At 40.0% G+C, this 19,494-nt stretch carries 13 protein-coding genes; 9 read left to right on the top strand and 4 right to left on the bottom strand.

What is annotated here, in order from left to right; translation table 11 throughout:
* The first annotated feature begins 3 nt into the window (after positions 1 to 3).
* From FHS59_RS10430 to FHS59_RS10420, 3 genes are all read left to right on the top strand, one after another.
* The gene (locus FHS59_RS10430) at positions 4 to 1,278 is read left to right on the top strand and encodes a serine hydrolase domain-containing protein (protein ID WP_184495083.1); all 1,275 of its coding nucleotides are present in this window, start codon (positions 4 to 6) and stop codon (positions 1,276 to 1,278) included.
* Positions 1,279 to 1,379: 101 nt separating this feature from the next.
* Complete coding sequence (locus FHS59_RS10425; protein WP_184495082.1) at positions 1,380 to 3,830, top strand: poly(ethylene terephthalate) hydrolase family protein; 2,451 nt, start codon at positions 1,380 to 1,382, stop codon at positions 3,828 to 3,830.
* Between the two features lie 140 nt (positions 3,831 to 3,970).
* Positions 3,971 to 6,784, top strand: a complete 2,814-nt coding sequence (locus FHS59_RS10420) for a PQQ-dependent sugar dehydrogenase (protein ID WP_246388396.1) — start codon at positions 3,971 to 3,973, stop codon at positions 6,782 to 6,784.
* Positions 6,785 to 6,893: 109 nt separating this feature from the next.
* Here the strand turns inward: FHS59_RS10420 and FHS59_RS10415 are convergent, their stop codons facing one another.
* Together FHS59_RS10415 and dgt are read right to left on the bottom strand one after the other, a co-directional pair.
* The gene (locus tag FHS59_RS10415; RefSeq protein WP_184495081.1) at positions 6,894 to 9,896 is read right to left on the bottom strand and encodes an AsmA-like C-terminal region-containing protein; all 3,003 of its coding nucleotides are present in this window, start codon (positions 9,894 to 9,896) and stop codon (positions 6,894 to 6,896) included.
* A 196-nt stretch (positions 9,897 to 10,092) separates the two neighbouring features.
* Positions 10,093 to 11,436: a dGTP triphosphohydrolase gene (gene dgt / locus FHS59_RS10410; protein ID WP_184496093.1), complete on the bottom strand. Its 1,344-nt coding sequence runs from the start codon at positions 11,434 to 11,436 to the stop codon at positions 10,093 to 10,095.
* Positions 11,437 to 11,550: 114 nt separating this feature from the next.
* Here dgt and FHS59_RS10405 point away from each other — a divergent pair, with 114 nt between their 5' ends.
* The 4 genes from FHS59_RS10405 (at position 11,551) to FHS59_RS10390 (ending at position 14,783) form a co-directional block, all read left to right on the top strand.
* Positions 11,551 to 12,387, top strand: coding sequence for a DUF4382 domain-containing protein (locus FHS59_RS10405; RefSeq protein WP_184495080.1), 837 nt, complete (start codon positions 11,551 to 11,553; stop codon positions 12,385 to 12,387).
* 93 nt (positions 12,388 to 12,480) lie between these two features.
* Positions 12,481 to 13,284, top strand: coding sequence for a DUF4382 domain-containing protein (locus tag FHS59_RS10400; RefSeq protein WP_184495079.1), 804 nt, complete (start codon positions 12,481 to 12,483; stop codon positions 13,282 to 13,284).
* 1 nt (position 13,285) lies between these two features.
* On the top strand, positions 13,286 to 14,308 hold the full coding sequence (gene ribD / locus FHS59_RS10395; RefSeq protein WP_184495078.1) for a bifunctional diaminohydroxyphosphoribosylaminopyrimidine deaminase/5-amino-6-(5-phosphoribosylamino)uracil reductase RibD: 1,023 nt from the start codon (positions 13,286 to 13,288) through the stop codon (positions 14,306 to 14,308).
* The gene (locus FHS59_RS10390; protein WP_184495077.1) at positions 14,301 to 14,783 is read left to right on the top strand and encodes a GAF domain-containing protein; all 483 of its coding nucleotides are present in this window, start codon (positions 14,301 to 14,303) and stop codon (positions 14,781 to 14,783) included. Before ribD ends, FHS59_RS10390 begins: the two co-directional genes overlap by 8 nt.
* A 24-nt stretch (positions 14,784 to 14,807) precedes the next feature.
* Here FHS59_RS10390 and FHS59_RS10385 read toward each other — a convergent pair whose 3' ends face one another.
* Together FHS59_RS10385 and dxs are read right to left on the bottom strand one after the other, a co-directional pair.
* On the bottom strand, positions 14,808 to 15,572 hold the full coding sequence (locus tag FHS59_RS10385) for an alpha/beta fold hydrolase (protein ID WP_184495076.1): 765 nt from the start codon (positions 15,570 to 15,572) through the stop codon (positions 14,808 to 14,810).
* 11 nt (positions 15,573 to 15,583) lie between these two features.
* Positions 15,584 to 17,497 carry a 1-deoxy-D-xylulose-5-phosphate synthase gene (gene dxs, locus FHS59_RS10380; RefSeq protein WP_184495075.1) on the bottom strand — a complete coding sequence of 638 codons (1,914 nt, stop codon included), beginning with the start codon at positions 17,495 to 17,497 and terminating at the stop codon, positions 15,584 to 15,586.
* Between the two features lie 177 nt (positions 17,498 to 17,674).
* Between dxs and FHS59_RS10375 the strand changes: the two genes are divergently transcribed.
* Positions 17,675 to 18,424 carry a segregation and condensation protein A gene (locus FHS59_RS10375; protein WP_184495074.1) on the top strand — a complete coding sequence of 250 codons (750 nt, stop codon included), beginning with the start codon at positions 17,675 to 17,677 and terminating at the stop codon, positions 18,422 to 18,424.
* Positions 18,425 to 18,426: 2 nt separating this feature from the next.
* Positions 18,427 to 19,494 carry a lysylphosphatidylglycerol synthase transmembrane domain-containing protein gene (locus FHS59_RS10370; protein ID WP_184495073.1) on the top strand — a complete coding sequence of 356 codons (1,068 nt, stop codon included), beginning with the start codon at positions 18,427 to 18,429 and terminating at the stop codon, positions 19,492 to 19,494.

The raw sequence follows: 19,494 nt of genomic DNA, 5'->3' as shown, positions 1-19,494 counted from the left end.
GAAATGAGACGCTCCAATTTTCCTATTATAGTTGCTTTTGCCTTTTTTACTGCCTGTAGCCCTGCTTCTGTTGAAGAAAATGTAGATTTTGTTATTGACGATGCAGCAAAGTCCAGATTGGACTCAACGCTCCAAGCCTATGTCAATTCCGGAAATGTAGCTGGGATTTCAGCATTGATCTTTGAGAAAGATCAGGAAGTCTATTTCAATGCTTTTGGCTTTGCTAACAAAGAGAAGAACATCCCGATGGATCGAAACACCATCGTGCAGATTTATTCGATGACCAAACCGATTACCGGGACTTCTTTGATGACACTTTATGAGGAAGGTAAATTCCAGTTGGATGATCCATTGGAGAAATATGCTCCTGAATTTGCCAATATGAAGGTTTATCAAGGGGTGGATGAAAATGGAGAAATGATTTTGGTGGATGCAGATAGACCTGTCACCATCAGAGATATTACCAGACATACGGCTGGGTTTCCCAATCGTGATAATATCCCTGGCCTTAGTAAAGTGATGAAGGAAAAAGATGCCAGAAGTTATGAAAATACCTTGACCGTTATGGCTGAAAAAATTGGCAGCACTCCCCTATGGTTTCAGCCAGGAACGCAATGGGAATACGGCCAATCTGTAGATGTGCAGGCATTTTTAGTGGAAAGAATTTCTGGAATCCCTTATGCAGATTATGTTCAGGAGCATGTTTTGAGTCCTCTAAAAATGAATGATACCCGATATGTCGTAAAGGAAGAAGACTTGGATAGATTCTCTGCGGCCTATCAGCGAACAGGTGAAGGACAGTTGACTCAAATGCCGGATTCTTCTGCTCATGCTTTTAACTTGAAAAAATGGCCTTTGACTCCAGGAGGGTTTGGTTTGACATCCACACTAGACGACTACATGACTTTTGCAAGAATGCTGGTTAATGAAGGCACATTAAACGGTACCACGATTCTAAAACCAGAAACAGTGAAACTGATGGCTACCAATCATCTCCCCGATACTGTGACAGAAAGATCATGGCTACCGAGCAAAGGTCGTGTGGGTTTTGGGATTGACTTTGCTGTTCGCACGGATCCACCTGCTTCGCAGGAAGAAATGAATGGAGTAATTGGAGAATTTTTCTGGGATGGAGCTGCCAGCACACTTTTCTGGGTAGACCCAGTTAATGAATTGACAGCTGTACTTTTTGTTCAGTTATTTCCATATGATGGAATAGGTCTGCACAAAAATTTTAGAGATGCTGTCTACGGTAAATTTGAACCTCAAGCCAAATAATTGATATTTAAAGTATTCTGAGAATTGGCTTTCTTTAGTATCTAAAATATTCATTAGATTAGGTAATTGTTCTTTTTTGAGTTCCAAAAACTACCACTCTATTGAATCTGATCAAAAGAAAACTAAAACAGGCCTGGCTTTGGGTTAAGGCAAAAATTCGATTAATCACCCCCGGGAATACTTCTGTCAAAGGTGCTGCAATAGGATTAGTATTATTCAGCATCGGTTTGATGGTGATTGTTTCTATTCTTCGAGCGATCAGTATCAGGGATCCTTGGTTTTTGGTTTTAAACTTATTGATGATGTTGGCCTTTGTTTTGGCTGCATTTTTGGTCAATTGGTTGATCAAATTACTTTTCAAAGCTCCAAAATGGTATAAAATCGCTCTGCTGATTTCAATTCCACTTTTTGTAACCATCTTTTTTGGAAATGATAAGTTGATTTTGGCGGCTGTACTCATTCCTTCCTTCATTGGTGCAGCATGGTTTACATTTTCAAAAACGGGATTTAAGAGATTGACCACCCCTAAAAAGGTGGTTTTTATTTTGGGTAGCTTGATTGGAATTGCTGGGCTTGGTGCAGGCATTTATTACTATTCTCTCAAAGGTCTGGAAATGGATGAAATCGAAAATGCGGCCTATTACCATGATCATGATATTCCTCAAATTGCCGGAGAGTCCCCAGCTACTCCAGGTTCTTATTCCGTGAAGACTTTTACATATGGAAGTGGAAAAGATAAGCATCGGCCTGAGTTTGGATCAGAAGTGACCTATAAGACTGACTCTGTCAATGGAGTCGCATTTTTGGATGATTGGGATGGATTTGGTGGATGGTGGAGAGAAAAATATTGGGGCTTTGATTCCAAAGCTTTGCCTATAAATGGTCGGGTTTGGTATCCTGAAGGAACTGGTCCTTTTCCACTAGTTTTGGTCGTTCATGGGAATCATTCCATGCAGGATTTTTCGGACCCTGGATATGATTACTTAGGCGAGTTAATGGCCTCGCGAGGAATGATTTTGGCATCCGTGGATGAAAACTTTATCAATGGATCTTGGTCGGATATTTTCGGAGGTTTGAGCAAAGAAAATGATGCAAGAGGCTGGCTTCTTTTAGAGCATCTGAAAGTCTGGGATAACTGGAACGCTTCTTCAGATCACCCATTCTCTGGAAAAGTAGATATGAGCAAAATTGCTTTGATTGGCCATTCCAGAGGCGGTGAGGCGGTTGCCCATGCCGCAATGCTCAATGAATTGGATTATTATCCGGATGATGCGACGATTAAATTGGGCTATCATTTTGACATACAATCCATCATTGCCATCGCTCCTGTTGATGGGCAATATGAACCTGGACAGACTCGAACTAAGCTCAAGGACATTGATTATTTCACCTTTCATGGTTCTCAGGACGCAGATGTGACCTCATTTATGGGATCCATGCAATATGAGCGGGTAACTTTTGAGGACAGCACTTATCATTTTAAAACCGGTTTGTATATCCAAGGCGCGAATCATGGCCAGTTCAATACCTCTTGGGGGGATAATGACACGGGAAATCCATTAAAAGGACTTTTGAATTTAAAGCAACAGCTGGATGAGAAAACCCAGCAGGAAATCGCCAAGGTTTATATAAGTGCATTTTTGGAAACAACCTTAAAATCTAAAAAGGATTATTTACCGCTGTTTTTGGATCATCGGGCAGGAAAAGACTGGCTACCTGAAACGATCTATTTGAATCAATTTGAGGATTCGAACACAAAATATCTGGTTGATTTCAATGAAGATTTTGATGTGACTACTGCCAAAAATGATGGCCATATTTCAGGAGAGAATTTGAGCGTTTGGAGGGAGTCAGAGGTTAAGCTCAATTATCAGAAAAAAGGAACCAGAGCGGTTTTTCTTGGATGGAATTATGAAGTGGAAGATAGTTTGAAAGAGGAACCAATTGAGGAGGTTGTTCCAGATTCTTTGCTGGCCTCCTACTCTATTTTGCCAGATTTGGACAAAATTACCTTGGATTCTACCTCGATTTTTGTTTTTGAAATGGCTGAATCAAAAGAAAGTTCGAATCCTAAATCAGGTGGAAAATGGGTTTCCAATAAAGAGAATGAAAATTCTGTAAATTCTGATGAAAATGAAGAAAATCTAGAAACCAATACAGAAAGTTCTAATGAAGAAGAAGAAGAGGAAATCGATGAAGAGGATGATGAGGAAGAATCTGAAAAAGAACCAGAGAAGCCGATAGATTTAAGAATTGTGATTTCTGATTCTTCAGGGAAAGAAGCCTCCTTTTTATTGAGTGAGTTTTCGGCACTTCAAAGACAGATTGTGGTCAATACACTTAAAACTGACTTTTTGGATGGAGATGGAAGTTCTGAAATTGTCTTTCAAAAGTTTGTTTTTGGCTTGGCTGAAATGAAAGCCAAAAACCCTGATTTCGACCCCTATCAGATCCAATCAATCAAATTCGTCTTTGACCAAATGGAAAAAGGTGTGATTGTTCTAAACCATGTGGGTTTTATGAAGGAAATAAATTTGGTGAAGTTGGAGTAGCATTTTGAAAAACTTATGGGAAAGGTACATTTATCCTAATAATATACCGTGTAGTGAATTTATTGTAGGTAGTTTTTTTCTATTTTGTCAGATTGACAAATTAAATTATCCCTATCTCAAAAAACCCAAAATCAAATCTTATGAATCAATTGATGGAAATCTCAAGAAGGAAATTTTCCTTTTTGTTCATCGCGGCTGTTTTGGCATTTAGCTCCTGCCAGAAGTCAGAGCCATTTGATGATCCAACGATCAAGCCAGACGAAAATAGATTTACCAAAGTAGTCCTGACTGAAGGGATGGACGAGCCTATGGAAATGACCTTTCTTCCAGACAAAAGGGTTTTGATCGTAGAAAGAAAAGGTGGAGTTAAAGTTTTTGATGAGAAAACAGGTGAAATGACTTTGGTGGCTACCATTCCTGTCAATACGAAATACACCAATAAAGAGGGCATGGTAAGAGAAGCCGAAGAAGGTTTGATGGGAGTAATTGCCCATCCTGATTTTGCCAAAAACCATTGGATCTATTTGTATTATGCTGATCCTGTGGATACCCAACATGTTTTGGCCCGCTTTGAACTGGATGGAAACACCTTAAAAGAAGAAACTAAAAAAGTCCTTCTCGTCGTGCCTACTCAAAGAGAAGAATGTTGTCATACAGGTGGAGGAATGGTTTTCGATCAAGAAGGGAACCTTTATTTGACAGTTGGGAATAACACCGTGAATCCACGTACTGGATCTTCCAATCTCGATGAGAGACCAGGTCATGAAAACTCGGATGATCAAAGAGCTCCTGGAAACACCAATGATTTGAGAGGAAAAATCCTAAGAATTCATCCGGAAGATGACGGGACTTATACCATTCCTAAAGGAAATTTATTCCCAGAAGGCACTGAGAAAACCAGACCTGAGATTTATACCATGGGACACAGAAACCCTTGGAGACCGTCTTTGGATAGTAAAACAGGCTATTTATACTGGGGTGAAGTAGGTCCGGATGCTTCGGTTGATAGTATTTGGGGACCAAAGGGATACGACGAATTTAATCAGGCAAAAGGTCCGGGATTTTTCGGATGGCCATATTTCATTGGGGATAATTATCCATACAATAAACATGACTTGGCGACAGAAACCTATGGTGAACCATTCGATGTAAACAATCCTGTAAATGAATCTGTCAACAACACAGGTTTGAGAGAGTTGCCAACGCCAGTTGTACCGGCATTTATCTGGTATCCTTATGGAGTATCTGAAATTTTCCCGATGCTAGGAAGCTCTGGTAGAAGTGCCACTGGGGGTCCGGTTTTCAGAAAAGCTGATTTCTCAAAAGATGCTCCTTATGTTTTTCCTGCCTATTACGATGGAAAATGGTTGATCGTAGATTTTATGAGAGGCTGGATCATGGCTGTGTCCATGGATGAAAATGGAGATTATCAGTCAATGGAAAGATTCCTTCCTGAGGAGACTTTTAGTTCTGCAATCGATATGGATTTTGGTCCTGATGGAGCTTTGTATGTGCTGGAATACGGAAGTGCTTGGTTTAGAGGAAACTCGAATTCGAGATTGATTAAAATCGAATACAATGCCGGAAACAGAAAGCCAAATGTCAATGCCGCCGCTGATAAACTTACTGGGGCGGTTCCATTCACGGCTAACTTTACAGCTGCCGGAACAAATGACTTTGACGATTACGACCAAGGGAAATTAACATACACTTGGGCAATAACCTCTGACAATGGAACCACAGTGGATCTTCAGGGTGAAAATGCTTCTTATACATTTGAAACCCCTGGGGCATACAAGGCAACCTTGACGGTTACCGACACCAAAGGCGAGAGCAATTCTGCAAGTTTGGATTTGGTGGCTGGAAATGAAAAACCGGAAGTATCGATCGACTTAATGGGTAAAAATGAAACCTTCTATTTTGGTGACAAATCGCTGGATTATAAAGTTCTTGTTTCCGATAAGGAAGATGGAAGTACTGCTGATGGTAGTATAAAAAGTGAAGAAGTTGCAGTGACATTTGATTATGTTCCGGCAGGATTTGATCCGATTGAAATGGCTTCCAAGCAAAGTGGAGCAGAATCCATGGCTGTTTTGAACATTGGAAGAAATCTGATTGAAAGCAGCGATTGTAAATCCTGCCATCAGTATGATTCTACTTCTATTGGGCCTAGCTATGCAGATGTTGCTAAAAAGTATCCAAATACTCCAGCAAATGTAAGCATGCTGGTAGGCAAAGTTATCAATGGTGGAAGTGGCGTATGGGGAGATCATGCGATGAGTGCGCACCCTCAACTTTCCGAAGCTGATGCCAAGAGAATGATTGATTATATCTTCTCAATGAATGAGGTAAAACCAACTGTGACTTCGCTTCCGTTGGAAGGAAAAGTAAGTCCAGAAGTTCCGGAAGGAGAAGATGGTCAAGGAGGTTATCTATTGAGAGCTTACTATTCTGACAAAGGCGCAGGAAATATTCAGTCACTAACAGGTGAAGATTTTGTTGCCTTGAGAAATCCATTCCTTAATCCAACGCTTTCTGAAGTAAGAAAAGGAGTTCAGCTTTTGACTACTCCGAGTATTAATTTCTTCATGATGGGTGATCAGTCTTACATTGGTTTCAAAGACCTCGATATGACTGGTGTTAAGGAAATCATGCTCTATTTAGGAATCAGTGCAAGAAATAATGCCAAAGGTGCATCTGTAGAAATTAGAATTGATTCGCCAACTGGAACTGTAATTGGTCAGACCGAAAAAGTAACCAGTGCGCCAGCTGGAGGGTTTAGACCACCGGCAGGAATGTCAAGACTTGAATGGATGAGACAAAATTCAGCAAAACCTTTTGCCAAGATCTCTGAAGTGAATGGAAGACATGATATTTATTTTATATTTAAAAATTCAGATGCGAAATCAGAAGATATTCTGGTATCCATCAATGAAATAGAGTTTAAAAATTAAATAACCACGTTTGAATCACTCCCTCAATAGCTTTCGCAATGAGGAAATAAGATACAAACCCGGAATAGCCAAGCCCTGGGCCGAAAGGTTCAGGGCTTTTTTTGGCTTCCTAGTTTTCTTTAGTTTTCGTGGTATCCGGTTTGGTTTCTTTTGGGACAGAAAGGAATCCTTTCAATAATTTTTTAGCTTCCTCAACGGCTTTATCCTTCGTCGCATTAGTTTGGGATTCTATCACCTTTTTGACACTGTCCTGAACAACTTCCGCTTTTAGCTTCATTTCTTTTTTGATACTATCCTGAGCAGCATTGAATTGTTCAGTTGCCTGTGCCTGAAGGGCTTGAGATTCTCCACTTACCCGCGCTTTGAGCGCATTGGCCAATAAAGTCTCAATACTATTTCCACCGGCTAAAGCGATTTTTGGAGAGTTATAGGTACCTGATAAATTAAGCGCTAGCGGGATAGTGGTATTTTCATCCACTTGCGTTCCCGAAATAGTCGCTAACAGAGAATTTGCCTGTGCTCCAAATTTTCCAGCTGGTATCTGCATGTTGACTAAATAATTGATCGATCCATCAAATCCTGCAGAACCCTGAACATTTGCTTCATAGTCCCAAAGTTTCACATCAAATGGTTTCACGTCCATCACTCCATTTTCGATTGATATCGGGATGCTGATGTTTTTAAGGGATAGGGTATTTGCATCCTTCAGCTTGGTAAGCGTAGTAATTCCTTCCAAAATTTTGCTATCTCTCAAAGCAGTTTCTGCGATTTTTAAAAGCCCAGAACCATCTAGACTTGCCAATAGAGGCATCATGTCCTGTCCAAGATTACCAGAGAAACTCAAATTTGAATTGAATTTTCCAGTCAAATTTTGTGCAATCGGAGCAAAAGCTTTTACAGTATTAAATGTTTTAAAAGCTTCAGCAATACTTAAATCAGCAATATCCAAACTGAAGTTAAATTTCGGTGCTGAGACATCTCTAGGATCATAGGTTCCTTGAAGTCCAATGTTTCCGCCCAATGTTTTCATGGAGGCATCATTAAAATTCAAGACTCCATTTCTCAAGGTCATATTCCCCTTTACCTCTCTCAGATTCATATTGTCATAAATCACTTCGTTTGCAGCAACTGACATGTTAAAATCGATGTTTTCCGGAAGTTCGATAACAGTCATTTCTGTATTGACCGTGTCAGTGGTAGCATCTTCCGTCATCCATTCATTGACATTAAACTTGGGACTATTCAGGATCAATTGACCTTTTAAGGTTCCATTTTCTCCTAGGAAATAGTCCATATAATTAGTCAAAGAGCCTTTTGCCTGAACAGGACTTTGACCAAGTTTAGAATCAAATTGAGTCAAATTGATGCTTGCCGGACTGAACTCTGCGATGGCTTTGGAAATTTCTACCCCTTGAGGAACATCAGTGGAGGAATATTTAAAGTTATCTACCTCCATTTTTCCTTTGGTTTCCAATTGCTGATATCTTCCAGTTTCCACTGCCGCATAAGACCCTTTGGTTAAAATATCTGCTTGGATTCTTCCCTCCATAGTCATGTCATCCATAGGGAAAATGGCCAGGATTTTTTTCAGATCTACACCACCTTTGACTTCCCCATCCCAGTTAAGGTCTTCAAAATCAGAAATCTTCATGAATCCCTGGATTTTTTCATCCTCTAATTCGAAACCAAACTGACTGAGGTTGACCAAAAAATCATTCATTTTTCCGGTCTTATTCTCAATTAGGGCCTGCACATTTATATTTTCTATCGGAGCATGATATTCAGCGCTTTTTGCATACCCATTGGCGAGAACCATTTTCGCATCTATTGTCGGTATAACTCCAGCAATCGAATCATACCTTCCTTTTGCTATAGCATTGACATCCAGATTTCCTTTTAAAGCCATCCCTTCAATTGGGAAAATGGAGGTAAGCTCTTCAAGATTCAGTTTTCCATTGAGAGCCGCATCGATCGTATAACTGATCAAGTCAGAAAGCATAAATCTTCCTGAAATGGGATTATCTCCAAAAGCTAAATTGAATGCTGGAATTGAAATGGAGGTATTGTCTAAGTTGTCTGTCTCGTTTTTTACCTGCATGTTGAGATTGACATTTTTCACAGGTCTTGGAAGTTCTGGATATTGGAACATTCCCTCTTTGATAGTCAATCCAATATCAAAGCTTGGAAACTTGGTTTCATTATAAATTCCCTTTATAGAACCTTGAAAATCCATCGTTCCGGATGTCTCCAAGTCCGAAAAGCTTTCTGAATAAATTCCGGGAACTAGTGAAAGAATGCTTTTGAACTCATTGTTTTTTCCTGCAATAGCCAGATCCATTTCAATATCGTCTTCCGGCATGGCGATGTATCCCGAAAGGTCAAAAAGGAAATCGTTCAACCTGAAATCTCCTTCACCGAAGGTAAATTTCATATTGGCCATGTCAATATTTAAAAGTGTCTCTCCGGAGAAAGTTTTATTGCTTAGATAGCTTGTCCCTTCGTAAGTTATATCGGCGATCAACGCTTCTAACTCAATGGGAAGCTCATAGACATCAGCGGTAAATTCTCCATTTCCTTTGGCATCAATGCCACCAAGTGCCATGAAATAATCTAGCTGTCTATCATCATAGACCAGGTTCAAGTCATTGATTTCGATAAGGTCTACTCCGATTCGCATGTTGCTTTCTTCAGAAGCAGTTGTATCCTCAGATGGATAAGTTATATCATAATTGGCAGTGCCATCTTTCAGTACTTTAATATAAAGGCTTCCGCCATTGAGGTGAACGCCAGTTAAAGTTGGATAATCATCAAAAAGTATTGATTTCAGATTAAAATCAATCTGTAATTCATCCAGACTAGCCAAGGTGTCTGCTTGAAAAGGAGCATTTCCAACTATTCCAAAATCCTTAACTGTTGCCGAGATATCCGGGAAATTTCTAAAAATGCTTAAACTGATATTATCTAAGTCGTAAATAACCTGTGCATTCACAGATTGGGCAATTTCTTGGTCAATTCGTGCAGCAATTTTATCCTTAAATAGAAAAGGGATTGATGCTGCTGCTGCAATTAAAAATAGAAATATACCGGAAAGTATTAAGAGTGTCTTTTTCATAATCCTTAATCAATGAGCTTTAACGCTGTTTTCGAGAAAATTACTGCGTTTTGATTGGCTCCTTATGAACGAAGAAAATGTCCGTAAGGCCTTAATATATAACAAGTTTTAAGCCGATTGGGGGTAAAAATTTTTTGGATACCAAACAAAAAGGTCTTAACCAATTGATTAAGACCTTGATGTAAGTTTAGATAGCTTATGAACCTGGAAAGGAGATTCCTTTCACTCTTCGATAGAGGTTCAGGGCATATTTATCAGTCATTCCTGAGATGAAGTCCACCAGTGCTCTCAATAGTGGATAGGGATTAACTTCAGAGCCCCAACCTTTCAGAGGAAAGTCTTCTGGTAGCAATCGTAAAATGCTTTTATCCTGTCCGGAAAATCTCTCTTGGTGGTAAAACTGATGGTATAAAGCCTGGGAGAAAACAGATAATAATCCTTCTAAAACCTGAAAGCCTGCTGCTTCTTTTTCCAGAACGACTTTGGAGCGATAGATTTTCTCCACAGAAACAGCAGTAATTTTCTGAAGGGCTTTAGCGGAAGGGATAATATCAGTGAGTGCTTTGTCAAAATTTCCTTTGCACATACTCTCCTCATACTGCGCAAAAACCTCTACAGTTTCATTGATGAGTTCCCCGATTGCCAATGCTCTTAGTGCTCCCAAGTTTTGGGCATTGCTCCGATCTTTAAGTTTTTTTGGATCAAATTTATCTTTGAGAATCGGCGCCAAAAGCTTGACAGTTTCATCAAAACTAACCAAGCCCATTGTACAGCCGTCCTCTAGGTCTATGATGCTATAACAGATATCATCTGCCGCTTCAACCAGAAATGCCAATGGATGACGTAACCAACATTCCGGACTCGACTTTTCGATTCCCAGAAAAGCGCCCATTTGCTCAAAATCAGCTAATTGGTTGATAAAAAAGCCATATTTCTTCTGACTTCTTCTGGCGATATCCCGGTGGGGAATAAAGCTTGGTCTAGGGTATTTGGTAAATGCCGCCAAGGTGGCATAAGTCAGTTTCAGTCCATTTGATTTGGATACTAACATTCTGAATCCCTGAGCATTACCTTCGAAATTACACAGGTCAGCCCATTGCTCTCCTCTCACATGAGATTCCCAGCATTTTCCCGCCATATGGAATTTGAAAAAGTCTGAAATTGCCTCTTCACCGGCATGACCAAATGGAGGATTTCCAATGTCATGGGTCAGCGCTGCAGCAGCGACAATTGCACCGACTTCATAGGCCGAAATCCCTGTTTTCTCCAAAATAGGATACTTTTTAAGCAATAATTCTCCTGCTGCTTTTCCCAAAGATCTGCCTACACTGGAGACTTCCAAACTATGTGTCAGTCGGGTGTGAACAAAGGCCTGTTCAGGCAAAGGAAAGACCTGGGTTTTGTCTTGTAAATTTCTGAACGGTGCCGAAAATATGATTCGATCATAGTCGACTTCAAACTCACTTCTTACTACTTGTGTTGGAATGAAACCCGGAGTATCTCCAAATCTACCCCGGGCCAAAAGCTTTTCCCATTTCATCATCCCCAAAAATAATAAGGTGCTACTAGAATCCTTTTATAAAATCCTAAATCTTAAAAAGTAAACTTGGCATGGACCTTGGCTTTTAGGGTTTATTAATCCAACTATTTACAGATGAAAAATCTATTTAATTATTTATTGATGTTTGGAGTTTTGCTTTTTGCTGTAGCATGCTCCAATGATGATGAAACTCCTAATGGAGGAAACGCGAGGGTAAATTTTTACTTGGTAGATGCTCCTGGAGATTTTGATGAAGTTTGGGTCGAAGTTCTTTCTGTGAGAGTGAAAGCAGAGGATGATTCGATGGACGACGACGGAATGGATGATGATGATGACGAATTCGGATGGGTTGAAATCCCATACGACGAGTCTAGCAGATATGTCAACCTAATGGATCTTACAGGAGAAAATTCTTTGTTCCTAGGTTCAGAAGATTTCCCTGAAGGAGAAATTGACCAATTGAGATTGGTATTAGGAGATGATAATTATGTAGTAAAAGACGGAGTAAGATCCGATTTGAAAACTCCTAGTGCGCAACAAAGCGGCTTGAAAATTAAAGTCGAAGCAGACATCGAAGGAGGAATGAGTTACGATTTAGTAATTGACTTTGACGTTGCAAAATCAATTGTAGTCGCAGGAAATTCCGGAAATATCAACCTTAAGCCTGTTTTGAGAGCTTATGTAGAAGAAGCTGCATCTGGAGTGATGGGTCAGGTTTTCCCTGCTGAAGCTCAAGTTGTGGCAGTCAATGCTCAAAAAGGTGATGATGTATACAACACCTTTGTAGATGAAAATGGGAATTTCAAAATTTTAGGAATGGATGATGGTGTCTATACTTTTACCTTTACTCCTAATGATGATTATCAGATCTTAGTGATTGATAATGTGGTCGTGGAAGAAGGGAAAGTTAAGACTATAGATCCTATCACACTACTCCCAATTGAAGAATAAATTATTAAGCCGGTTTCGACCGGCTTTTTTTTTGAATTAACAGTCACTTTAGGAAAGCCTTATTTTTGACTAGTTTTAGGCTAAATTTACCCTGTGAATAAAATTGTCTCTTCTTTCTTTTTAGCTTTCTTACTCTTCAGCCTTTGGAGTTGTGAGAAGTTTGATTCCAACCCAAAAGGTTTGGTCAATGTCATACTGGTAGATGCTCCTGCAACTTGGGATTCTGTTTTTGTGGAAATCTTAGGAGTAGATATAGAAATTATCAGTGCAGGAAAGGATGATGGTCAGATAGAAACTTTTTTCTTGCCATACGAACCTGGAGACAAAAAAATCGAAGTGAGTTCCTTGATTGGTGGGGAGGCTCTTCTTTTAGGCAGAGATGAATTACCCGATGGCAAAATTTTAAAAGTGACTGTACAGTTGGGAGATGAATATTATCTCTTTTTAGATGAAAAGCGCTACAATATGCCGCTTTTTGATCCTTCTACGACAGAAATTCCAATTGATTTTGAAATGGAAATTATTCAAGGAATCGCCTATGATGTGGTTTTGGACTTTGATCTGGAAAAATCCATTATTGTTACTTCTGAAAGTCCCTTGACTCTGCAATTGGATCCAAAAATCACCGCTATCAAAGGAGCTGGAACAGGTGAAATTACTGGGATAATAAAACCTTCAGCGATCCAGCCAGCGATTTATGCTATTCAAAATGGTGACTCAGTAAGCACCCATTCCAATTCCTCAGGGACTTATGAGTTTAGAATTACTGAAGGAAAATATTCGATTTACTTCGACCCTAAAAATGAAACTTACGCAGATACTGTGATTCATGACTTGGAGGTATTAGCTGGAGAAACTTTGACAATTGACTTGGTTACCTTAAAACTCAAACCCTGATATGACAGATCTTCACTATATGCAAAGAGCATTGGAGCTGGCAGAAAAGGGAAGAGGGAATGTCAGTCCAAACCCAATGGTGGGTTGTGTTCTTGTCAAGGATGACCGTATAATTGGAGAAGGGTATCATCAAAAATACGGGGAGGCACATGCTGAAGTAAATGCAGTGAATTCCGTTTTAGATCAGAATTCGATAATTGGGTCGACTGCATATGTGACCTTAGAGCCCTGTGCTCATTTTGGTAAAACTCCTCCCTGCGCTAATTTACTGGTAGAAAAAAAAGTAGGAAAAGTGGTTATTGCTGCCATGGATTCCAATCCTTTGGTGGGAGGAAAAGGAATACAAATCCTGAAAGATGCAGGAATCGAAGTTGAGACTGGCTTATTGGAAAAAGAAGCAAGATGGCAAAACCGTCGATTTTTCTCTCAAATAGAAAAGAATCGGCCTTATGTGATTTTAAAATGGGCACAGACTCAAGATGGTTTTGTCGCCCGAAATGATTTCTCTTCTAAATGGATCAGTAATTCTTCCAGCCGCCAACTCGTTCACAAATGGAGGGCGGAAGAAGATGCCATCTTGGTAGGGAAAAATACAGCCAAGTATGATGATCCAGCTTTGAATGTAAGAGACTGGGTTGGCAAAAATCCCGTTAGATTGGTTATTGATAGCAAATTGGAATTACCCCAAGATCTAAAATTATTTGATCAGGCAGTTCCTACGATTTGTTATAACACGATCAAATCCGAAGAAAAAGGAAATTTAGAGTTCGTAAAATTCAAGTCAGGATTCTCGATTCAACAGATTTTGGATGATTTACATAAGCGTAAAATCCAAAGCCTGATTGTTGAAGGAGGAACTTACCTATTACAAAAGTTTTTGGAATCTGAACTTTGGGACGAGGCCAGAGTGTTTACCAGCCAAAATAAATTTGGAGAAGGAATTGCAGCGCCTTCCATTACAAAACCTGCTTCAGAAATACTTTCTATTCAAGAAGATCGACTAGCCATACACTACCATGTCTGAAAACTTATATATTCCAGAAGCAGCTACCAAGGCTGAAAAATACGAATCCGTAATCCCTCAAATTGAGGCGCTGATCAGTGGAGAACCGGACCTCTATGCAAATTTGGCAAATATTTCTTCTGCGCTGAAAGAGGCTTTTGGATTCTTCTGGGTTGGATTTTACTTGGTAAAAGAAAATCAATTAGTGCTGGGGCCTTTTCAGGGACCTATCGCTTGTACTAGGATTTCATTGGGCAAAGGGGTTTGTGGAACAGCTTGGCAAGAAGCCAAAACCCAATTGGTTCCAGATGTAGATGCATTTCCGGGACATATTGCCTGTAGCTCTGCTTCCAAATCCGAGATCGTAGTACCAGTTTTTAAAGAGGAAACAGTTGCAATGGTGCTGGATGTAGATTCCGACAAGCTGGATGATTTTGACTCGGTAGATCAGGAATATTTGGAGAAGTTGATGGGAATTTTAGAAAAGACTTTGTGATTAAAAATCAGTTATTTACCTCTTTCAGACTGCTTTACAAAAAGATCTTAAAATTTCGATAGTTTCTGCTTTTTGTTCTACCATTCCCATATGTCCTGTGTTTGAGAGCTCAATGTAAGAACTGACGATGTCTTGGTGTTTTTTGCTGGCCTCCAAAGGAACTGCACCGTCTAATTCTCCCGCAATCATCAATTTTGGGCCTTGGAAGTTTGTCAAAACTTCGAATCGATCTTTCCTATCTCGCATCGCTTTGGTCAAAGCAATTAAACCCTGTAGAGAGCATTCCTTTGCCTGTTCAATTGCCAATTGAATCTCCCCATCCAACTCAGCTCTTCGGTTTTCTGGAAAAAGTGGTGGAACAAAGGAGCTCACAAATTTCTCCACTCCGTGTTTTTCTAAAAAAATCACCGTTCTATCCCGCATTTCTTTCTTTTCCTGGCTATCTGGAAATGCTGTAGAATGGAAAAGTCCAATAGCTTTTAGCTTTGTTCCCATCAACTCAGCCAAAGCCAGAGTCACATATCCTCCCAGAGAATGGCCAATTACTATCGGCTGGTCAATTTGGTTTTCTTCCATCCAGGATTCCAAAATCACCGCGATTTCTTCCATAGAAAGCGATTCTTGATCTAAAGTAGACTTTCCAACGCCTGGAAGATCAGGACAAATGACACGGAAATCTGAAGATAATGCTTCAGAAAAATCCTTCCACATGGCTCCGATTTCACAAAAACCGTGAATCAGTATCAAAGGCTGGCCTTGACCTTTTTCAAAAAAATGGATACTCGACATGAACTTGATTTTTAATGTGCTTTGGCTACCTCAGCCATACTTCTGACCGCCTCGGCGATTCCTTCTGGATCGAAGCCACATTCTTTATGCAATTCAATTTGCTCCCCATGCTCAATCACATCATCAGGAATTCCAAGACGTTTAACTTGCGCTTGGTAGCCGTGATCCATCATCCATTCGATGACTGCGGAACCAAAGCCTCCCATCAGACATCCGTCTTCGACAGTGATGACTTTATTGAATTTGATGAAAATTTCATGTAGCAATTCCCCATCCAATGGTTTTACAAATCGCATGTCAAAATGAGCTGGATTTAAGCCTTCTTTGGAAAGTGTTTCGCAAGCTTCGACAGCATAATTTCCGATATGCCCGATTGTCAAAATAGCAACCTCTTCACCTTCTTTGATCACTCTGCCCTGACCTGCAGGTATTTTTCTAAATGGAGTTTTCCATTCTGGCATCACACCTTTTCCTCTAGGATATCGGATAGAATACGGACCATTATGCAATGAGCCAGAATACATCATATTTCGAAGTTCCTCCTCGTTCATAGGAGCAGAGACAACTAGATTAGGTATGCATCTGAAATAAGCGATGTCGTAAGCGCCATGGTGTGTCGGACCATCAGCACCAGCAAATCCAGCTCTATCCAAGCAAAGGACTACCGGTAAGTTTTGTAAACACACATCATGCACGACTTGATCATAAGCCCGCTGCATAAATGTGGAATAAATATTACAGAAAGGAACAAGTCCTTGAGTGGCAAGTCCAGCAGAGAAAGTGACTGCATGTTGCTCAGCAATGCCGACATCAAAAGCTCTGTCTGGCATGGCTTTCATCATGATATTCATGGAAGAGCCAGAAGGCATCGCTGGGGTAACACCCATGATTCTATCATCCATTTCTGCCAATTCCACCAAAGTGTTTCCAAAAACATCCTGATACTTTGGAGCTTGTGGGACAGAAGGAATTTTCTTGAATATTTCTCCGGTTACTTTATCAAAAGTACCTGGGGCATGCCAAGTAGTTTTATTTCCGTTTTCCGCAGGAGCGTATCCTTTGCCTTTTACAGTGACACAATGAAGGATTTTTGGTCCAGGAATGTCTCTCATGTCTTTGAGAATCTCGACTAGATGATTGACATCATGCCCATCTACCGGTCCGAAATATCTCAGATTTAGAGATTCAAAAAGATTGCTTTGGTTTAGTACCGCAGATTTGATGGCACCTTCTACTTTGGAAATAACTTCCTGAGCGCTAGAACCAAATTTGCTGAATTTTCCAAGGAGCTTCCATACTTCATCCTTTACCTTATTGTAAGTATGGGAAGTGGTAATATCAGTCAGGTAATCCTTCAAAGCTCCCACATTGGGGTCGATTGACATGCAATTGTCATTCAAAATGATCAGCAAATTGGAGTCGCTGACACCTGCATGATTCATGGCTTCAAATGCCATTCCTCCCGTCATCGATCCATCGCCGATTACTGCGACATGTTGCTTTTGGATTCCTTTATATTTTGAAGCGACTGCCATGCCCAATGCTGCCGAAATCGACGTACTGGAATGACCAACACCAAAGGTGTCGTATTCACTTTCTTTTCTTTTTGGGAAACCGGAAATGCCGCCGTACACACGGTTGGTATGAAAAAGATCTCTTCTTCCGGTCAGTATTTTATGACCATAAGCCTGATGGCCTACATCCCAAACCAATTGGTCTTCTGGGGTATTCAGCATGTAATGAAGAGCTACAGTAAGCTCCACTACTCCTAAACTAGCACCAAAATGACCGCCATAAACGGAAACATTATCCACAATAAACTGACGCAGTTCATCACAGATCTGAACCAATTTATCTTTTGGAAATTTTTTCAGATCAGCGGGGCTGTTGATTTGTGCTAATAATTCTCCTGGTTGAATCAGCATGGTTTGGTGTTCTTGTGTCAAAAAGAAATAACTGGCTTTCGAAGAGTTTGTTACAATTCACAAATGAATTCTTTCCTAGGCCTTTTTTCTTTCTTTCACGTAAGTCCAATTAATTTACGCTTAATTGAATATCTTTGGCTACAAGGTTGCAAAATTAACCAATAATTTAAATATCCCTTGAGTTTCGAAATCAAATTACCGCTTTTCGAAGGCCCGTTTGATCTGATGTTATTCTTCATCGAACGGGACGAATTGGATATATATGATATTCCCATCTCAAAGATTACCAATGATTTCCTGGATTATCTCCATCATTTGGAGCAAATGGAAATCGAGGTAGCGAGTGAGTTTATCCTTTTTGCAGCAACTTTAATGCGGATCAAATCCAAAATGTTGCTACCTAGACCTGAGCTAAACGAGCAAGGAGAGGAAATTGACCCGAGAGAGGAACTCATCAGAAACCTTTTGGAATATAAGAAGTATAAGTCTGTAATCCAGGATTTGGCTTCTTTGGAAGAAAATCGACTTTCGAAGGAAAAAAGAGGAAATTTAATTTTCGAACTTCAGGAATTAAGCAAAGTCGAAGATGTGGATGCCGAAATGCAAAACGTTGATCTGTACAAACTTCTCAAAGTGTTTCAGCGTAGCATGGCCAAGTTTGCCTCGAGAAGAGATGAAACTACCCATACAGTCATCCAATATCCTTACACCATTGAGCAACAAAAGGACTTTGTTTTGGAAAAAATCAGTTTCAAAAAGCAAGTTCCGTTTTCCGAGTTTATCACCTACAAACCCGACAAAATTTTTGTAATCTATACCTTTCTCGCCATTTTGGAACTACTTCAACTCTCGAAGGTGACCATTATCATTGGAGAAGGATTCAATAATTTTTGGGTTGAAAAAACTGAGCCTATCACCGCTGGCTAAGAATGAAGTTAGACAATAAAAAAATCTTTCAGACACTGAATCCTAATAAGGTATGGTTTCCGGTCATTATCGGGTTGGGGATCGTATTTGCAATGTTTTATTTTGACCCTTCGGTCAATGGTGAAACCTTAGATGTAGTGTTTGATGCTTCTTTGCCCTGGATTTTTTTAGCGGTCTTAGTAATACTTTTTAGAGATGCTGGTTATGTCTATCGAATCAGGGAAGTTACGAATAGGCAACTCACTTGGACAAGGTCCATTTATGTCATCATTTTATGGGAATTTGCTTCAGCTGTGACGCCATCCGTAGTGGGGGGAACGGCAGTAGCAATTTTTATTTTAAATAAAGAAGGAATTAAGCTTGGAAGAGCGATAGCCTATGTGATGGTGACAGCCATTTTAGACAATTTATTCTTTGTCATTGGTGCTCCGATCATTCTGTTTTTTGCCAAAGGCAATATTTTTCCTGAAAGTAAAGTTCTCGAAAGTCAGCTCCAGAATAGTATGGAAGCTATCTTTTGGATCAGTTATGCCCTTTATGCTACTTACAGTTTGGTTATGGCTGCTGCATTATTTTATCGTCCACGAGTTTTTAAATGGGTGTTGATAAAGATATTTTCCATCAAGTGGCTCCGCAAATGGAAGCATGATGCGGACGAATACGGAAACCAGATCATTGAGGCTTCCAAAGAGTTGGCAGGTAAAAAAATCAACTATTGGCTACCGATTATCCTTGCCACAATTTTCATCTGGACATCCAGATATCTGATGCTTAATGCTTTGATTTCTGCTTTTGTACCACTTGAATTCTTTGAACATATCATTGTTTTTGCGCGGCAAGTGATCATGTGGATCGTCATGATGATCTCACCTACTCCAGGCAGTAGTGGCACGGCGGAGTTTTTCTTTGCGCAGTTCTTCACCCAGTTTCTGACCAAATACACATTTGTTACCAGTATTTTGTGGAGACTTCTTTCTTACTATCCTTATCTGATTCTCGGGGCATTATTCTTGCCGAGATGGATTAGACAAGTGTTTTTTAAAAAGAACAAGAAGGACAAAACCAAGTAA

The sequence above is a fragment of the Algoriphagus iocasae genome (assembly GCF_014206875.1).
Lineage (GTDB): Bacteria > Bacteroidota > Bacteroidia > Cytophagales > Cyclobacteriaceae > Algoriphagus > Algoriphagus iocasae.
The sequence above is the reverse complement of the archived record's forward strand: the minus strand, read 5'-3'. Positions and strand labels throughout refer to the sequence as shown.

Bases quoted from the DNA above. Each gene is read 5' to 3' on its own strand.
- FHS59_RS10420 (WP_246388396.1), top strand. From the start codon at position 3,971: ATGAATCAATTGATGGAAATCTCAAGAAGGAAATTTTCCTTTTTGTTC.
- FHS59_RS10385 (WP_184495076.1), bottom strand. From the start codon at position 15,572: ATGTCGAGTATCCATTTTTTTGAAAAAGGTCAAGGCCAGCCTTTGATA.
- FHS59_RS10430 (WP_184495083.1), top strand. From the start codon at position 4: ATGAGACGCTCCAATTTTCCTATTATAGTTGCTTTTGCCTTTTTTACT.
- FHS59_RS10415 (WP_184495081.1), bottom strand. From the start codon at position 9,896: ATGAAAAAGACACTCTTAATACTTTCCGGTATATTTCTATTTTTAATT.
- FHS59_RS10390 (WP_184495077.1), top strand. From the start codon at position 14,301: ATGTCTGAAAACTTATATATTCCAGAAGCAGCTACCAAGGCTGAAAAA.
- ribD (WP_184495078.1), top strand. From the start codon at position 13,286: ATGACAGATCTTCACTATATGCAAAGAGCATTGGAGCTGGCAGAAAAG.
- dxs (WP_184495075.1), bottom strand. From the start codon at position 17,497: ATGCTGATTCAACCAGGAGAATTATTAGCACAAATCAACAGCCCCGCT.
- FHS59_RS10405 (WP_184495080.1), top strand. From the start codon at position 11,551: ATGAAAAATCTATTTAATTATTTATTGATGTTTGGAGTTTTGCTTTTT.
- dgt (WP_184496093.1), bottom strand. From the start codon at position 11,436: ATGAAATGGGAAAAGCTTTTGGCCCGGGGTAGATTTGGAGATACTCCG.
- FHS59_RS10370 (WP_184495073.1), top strand. From the start codon at position 18,427: ATGAAGTTAGACAATAAAAAAATCTTTCAGACACTGAATCCTAATAAG.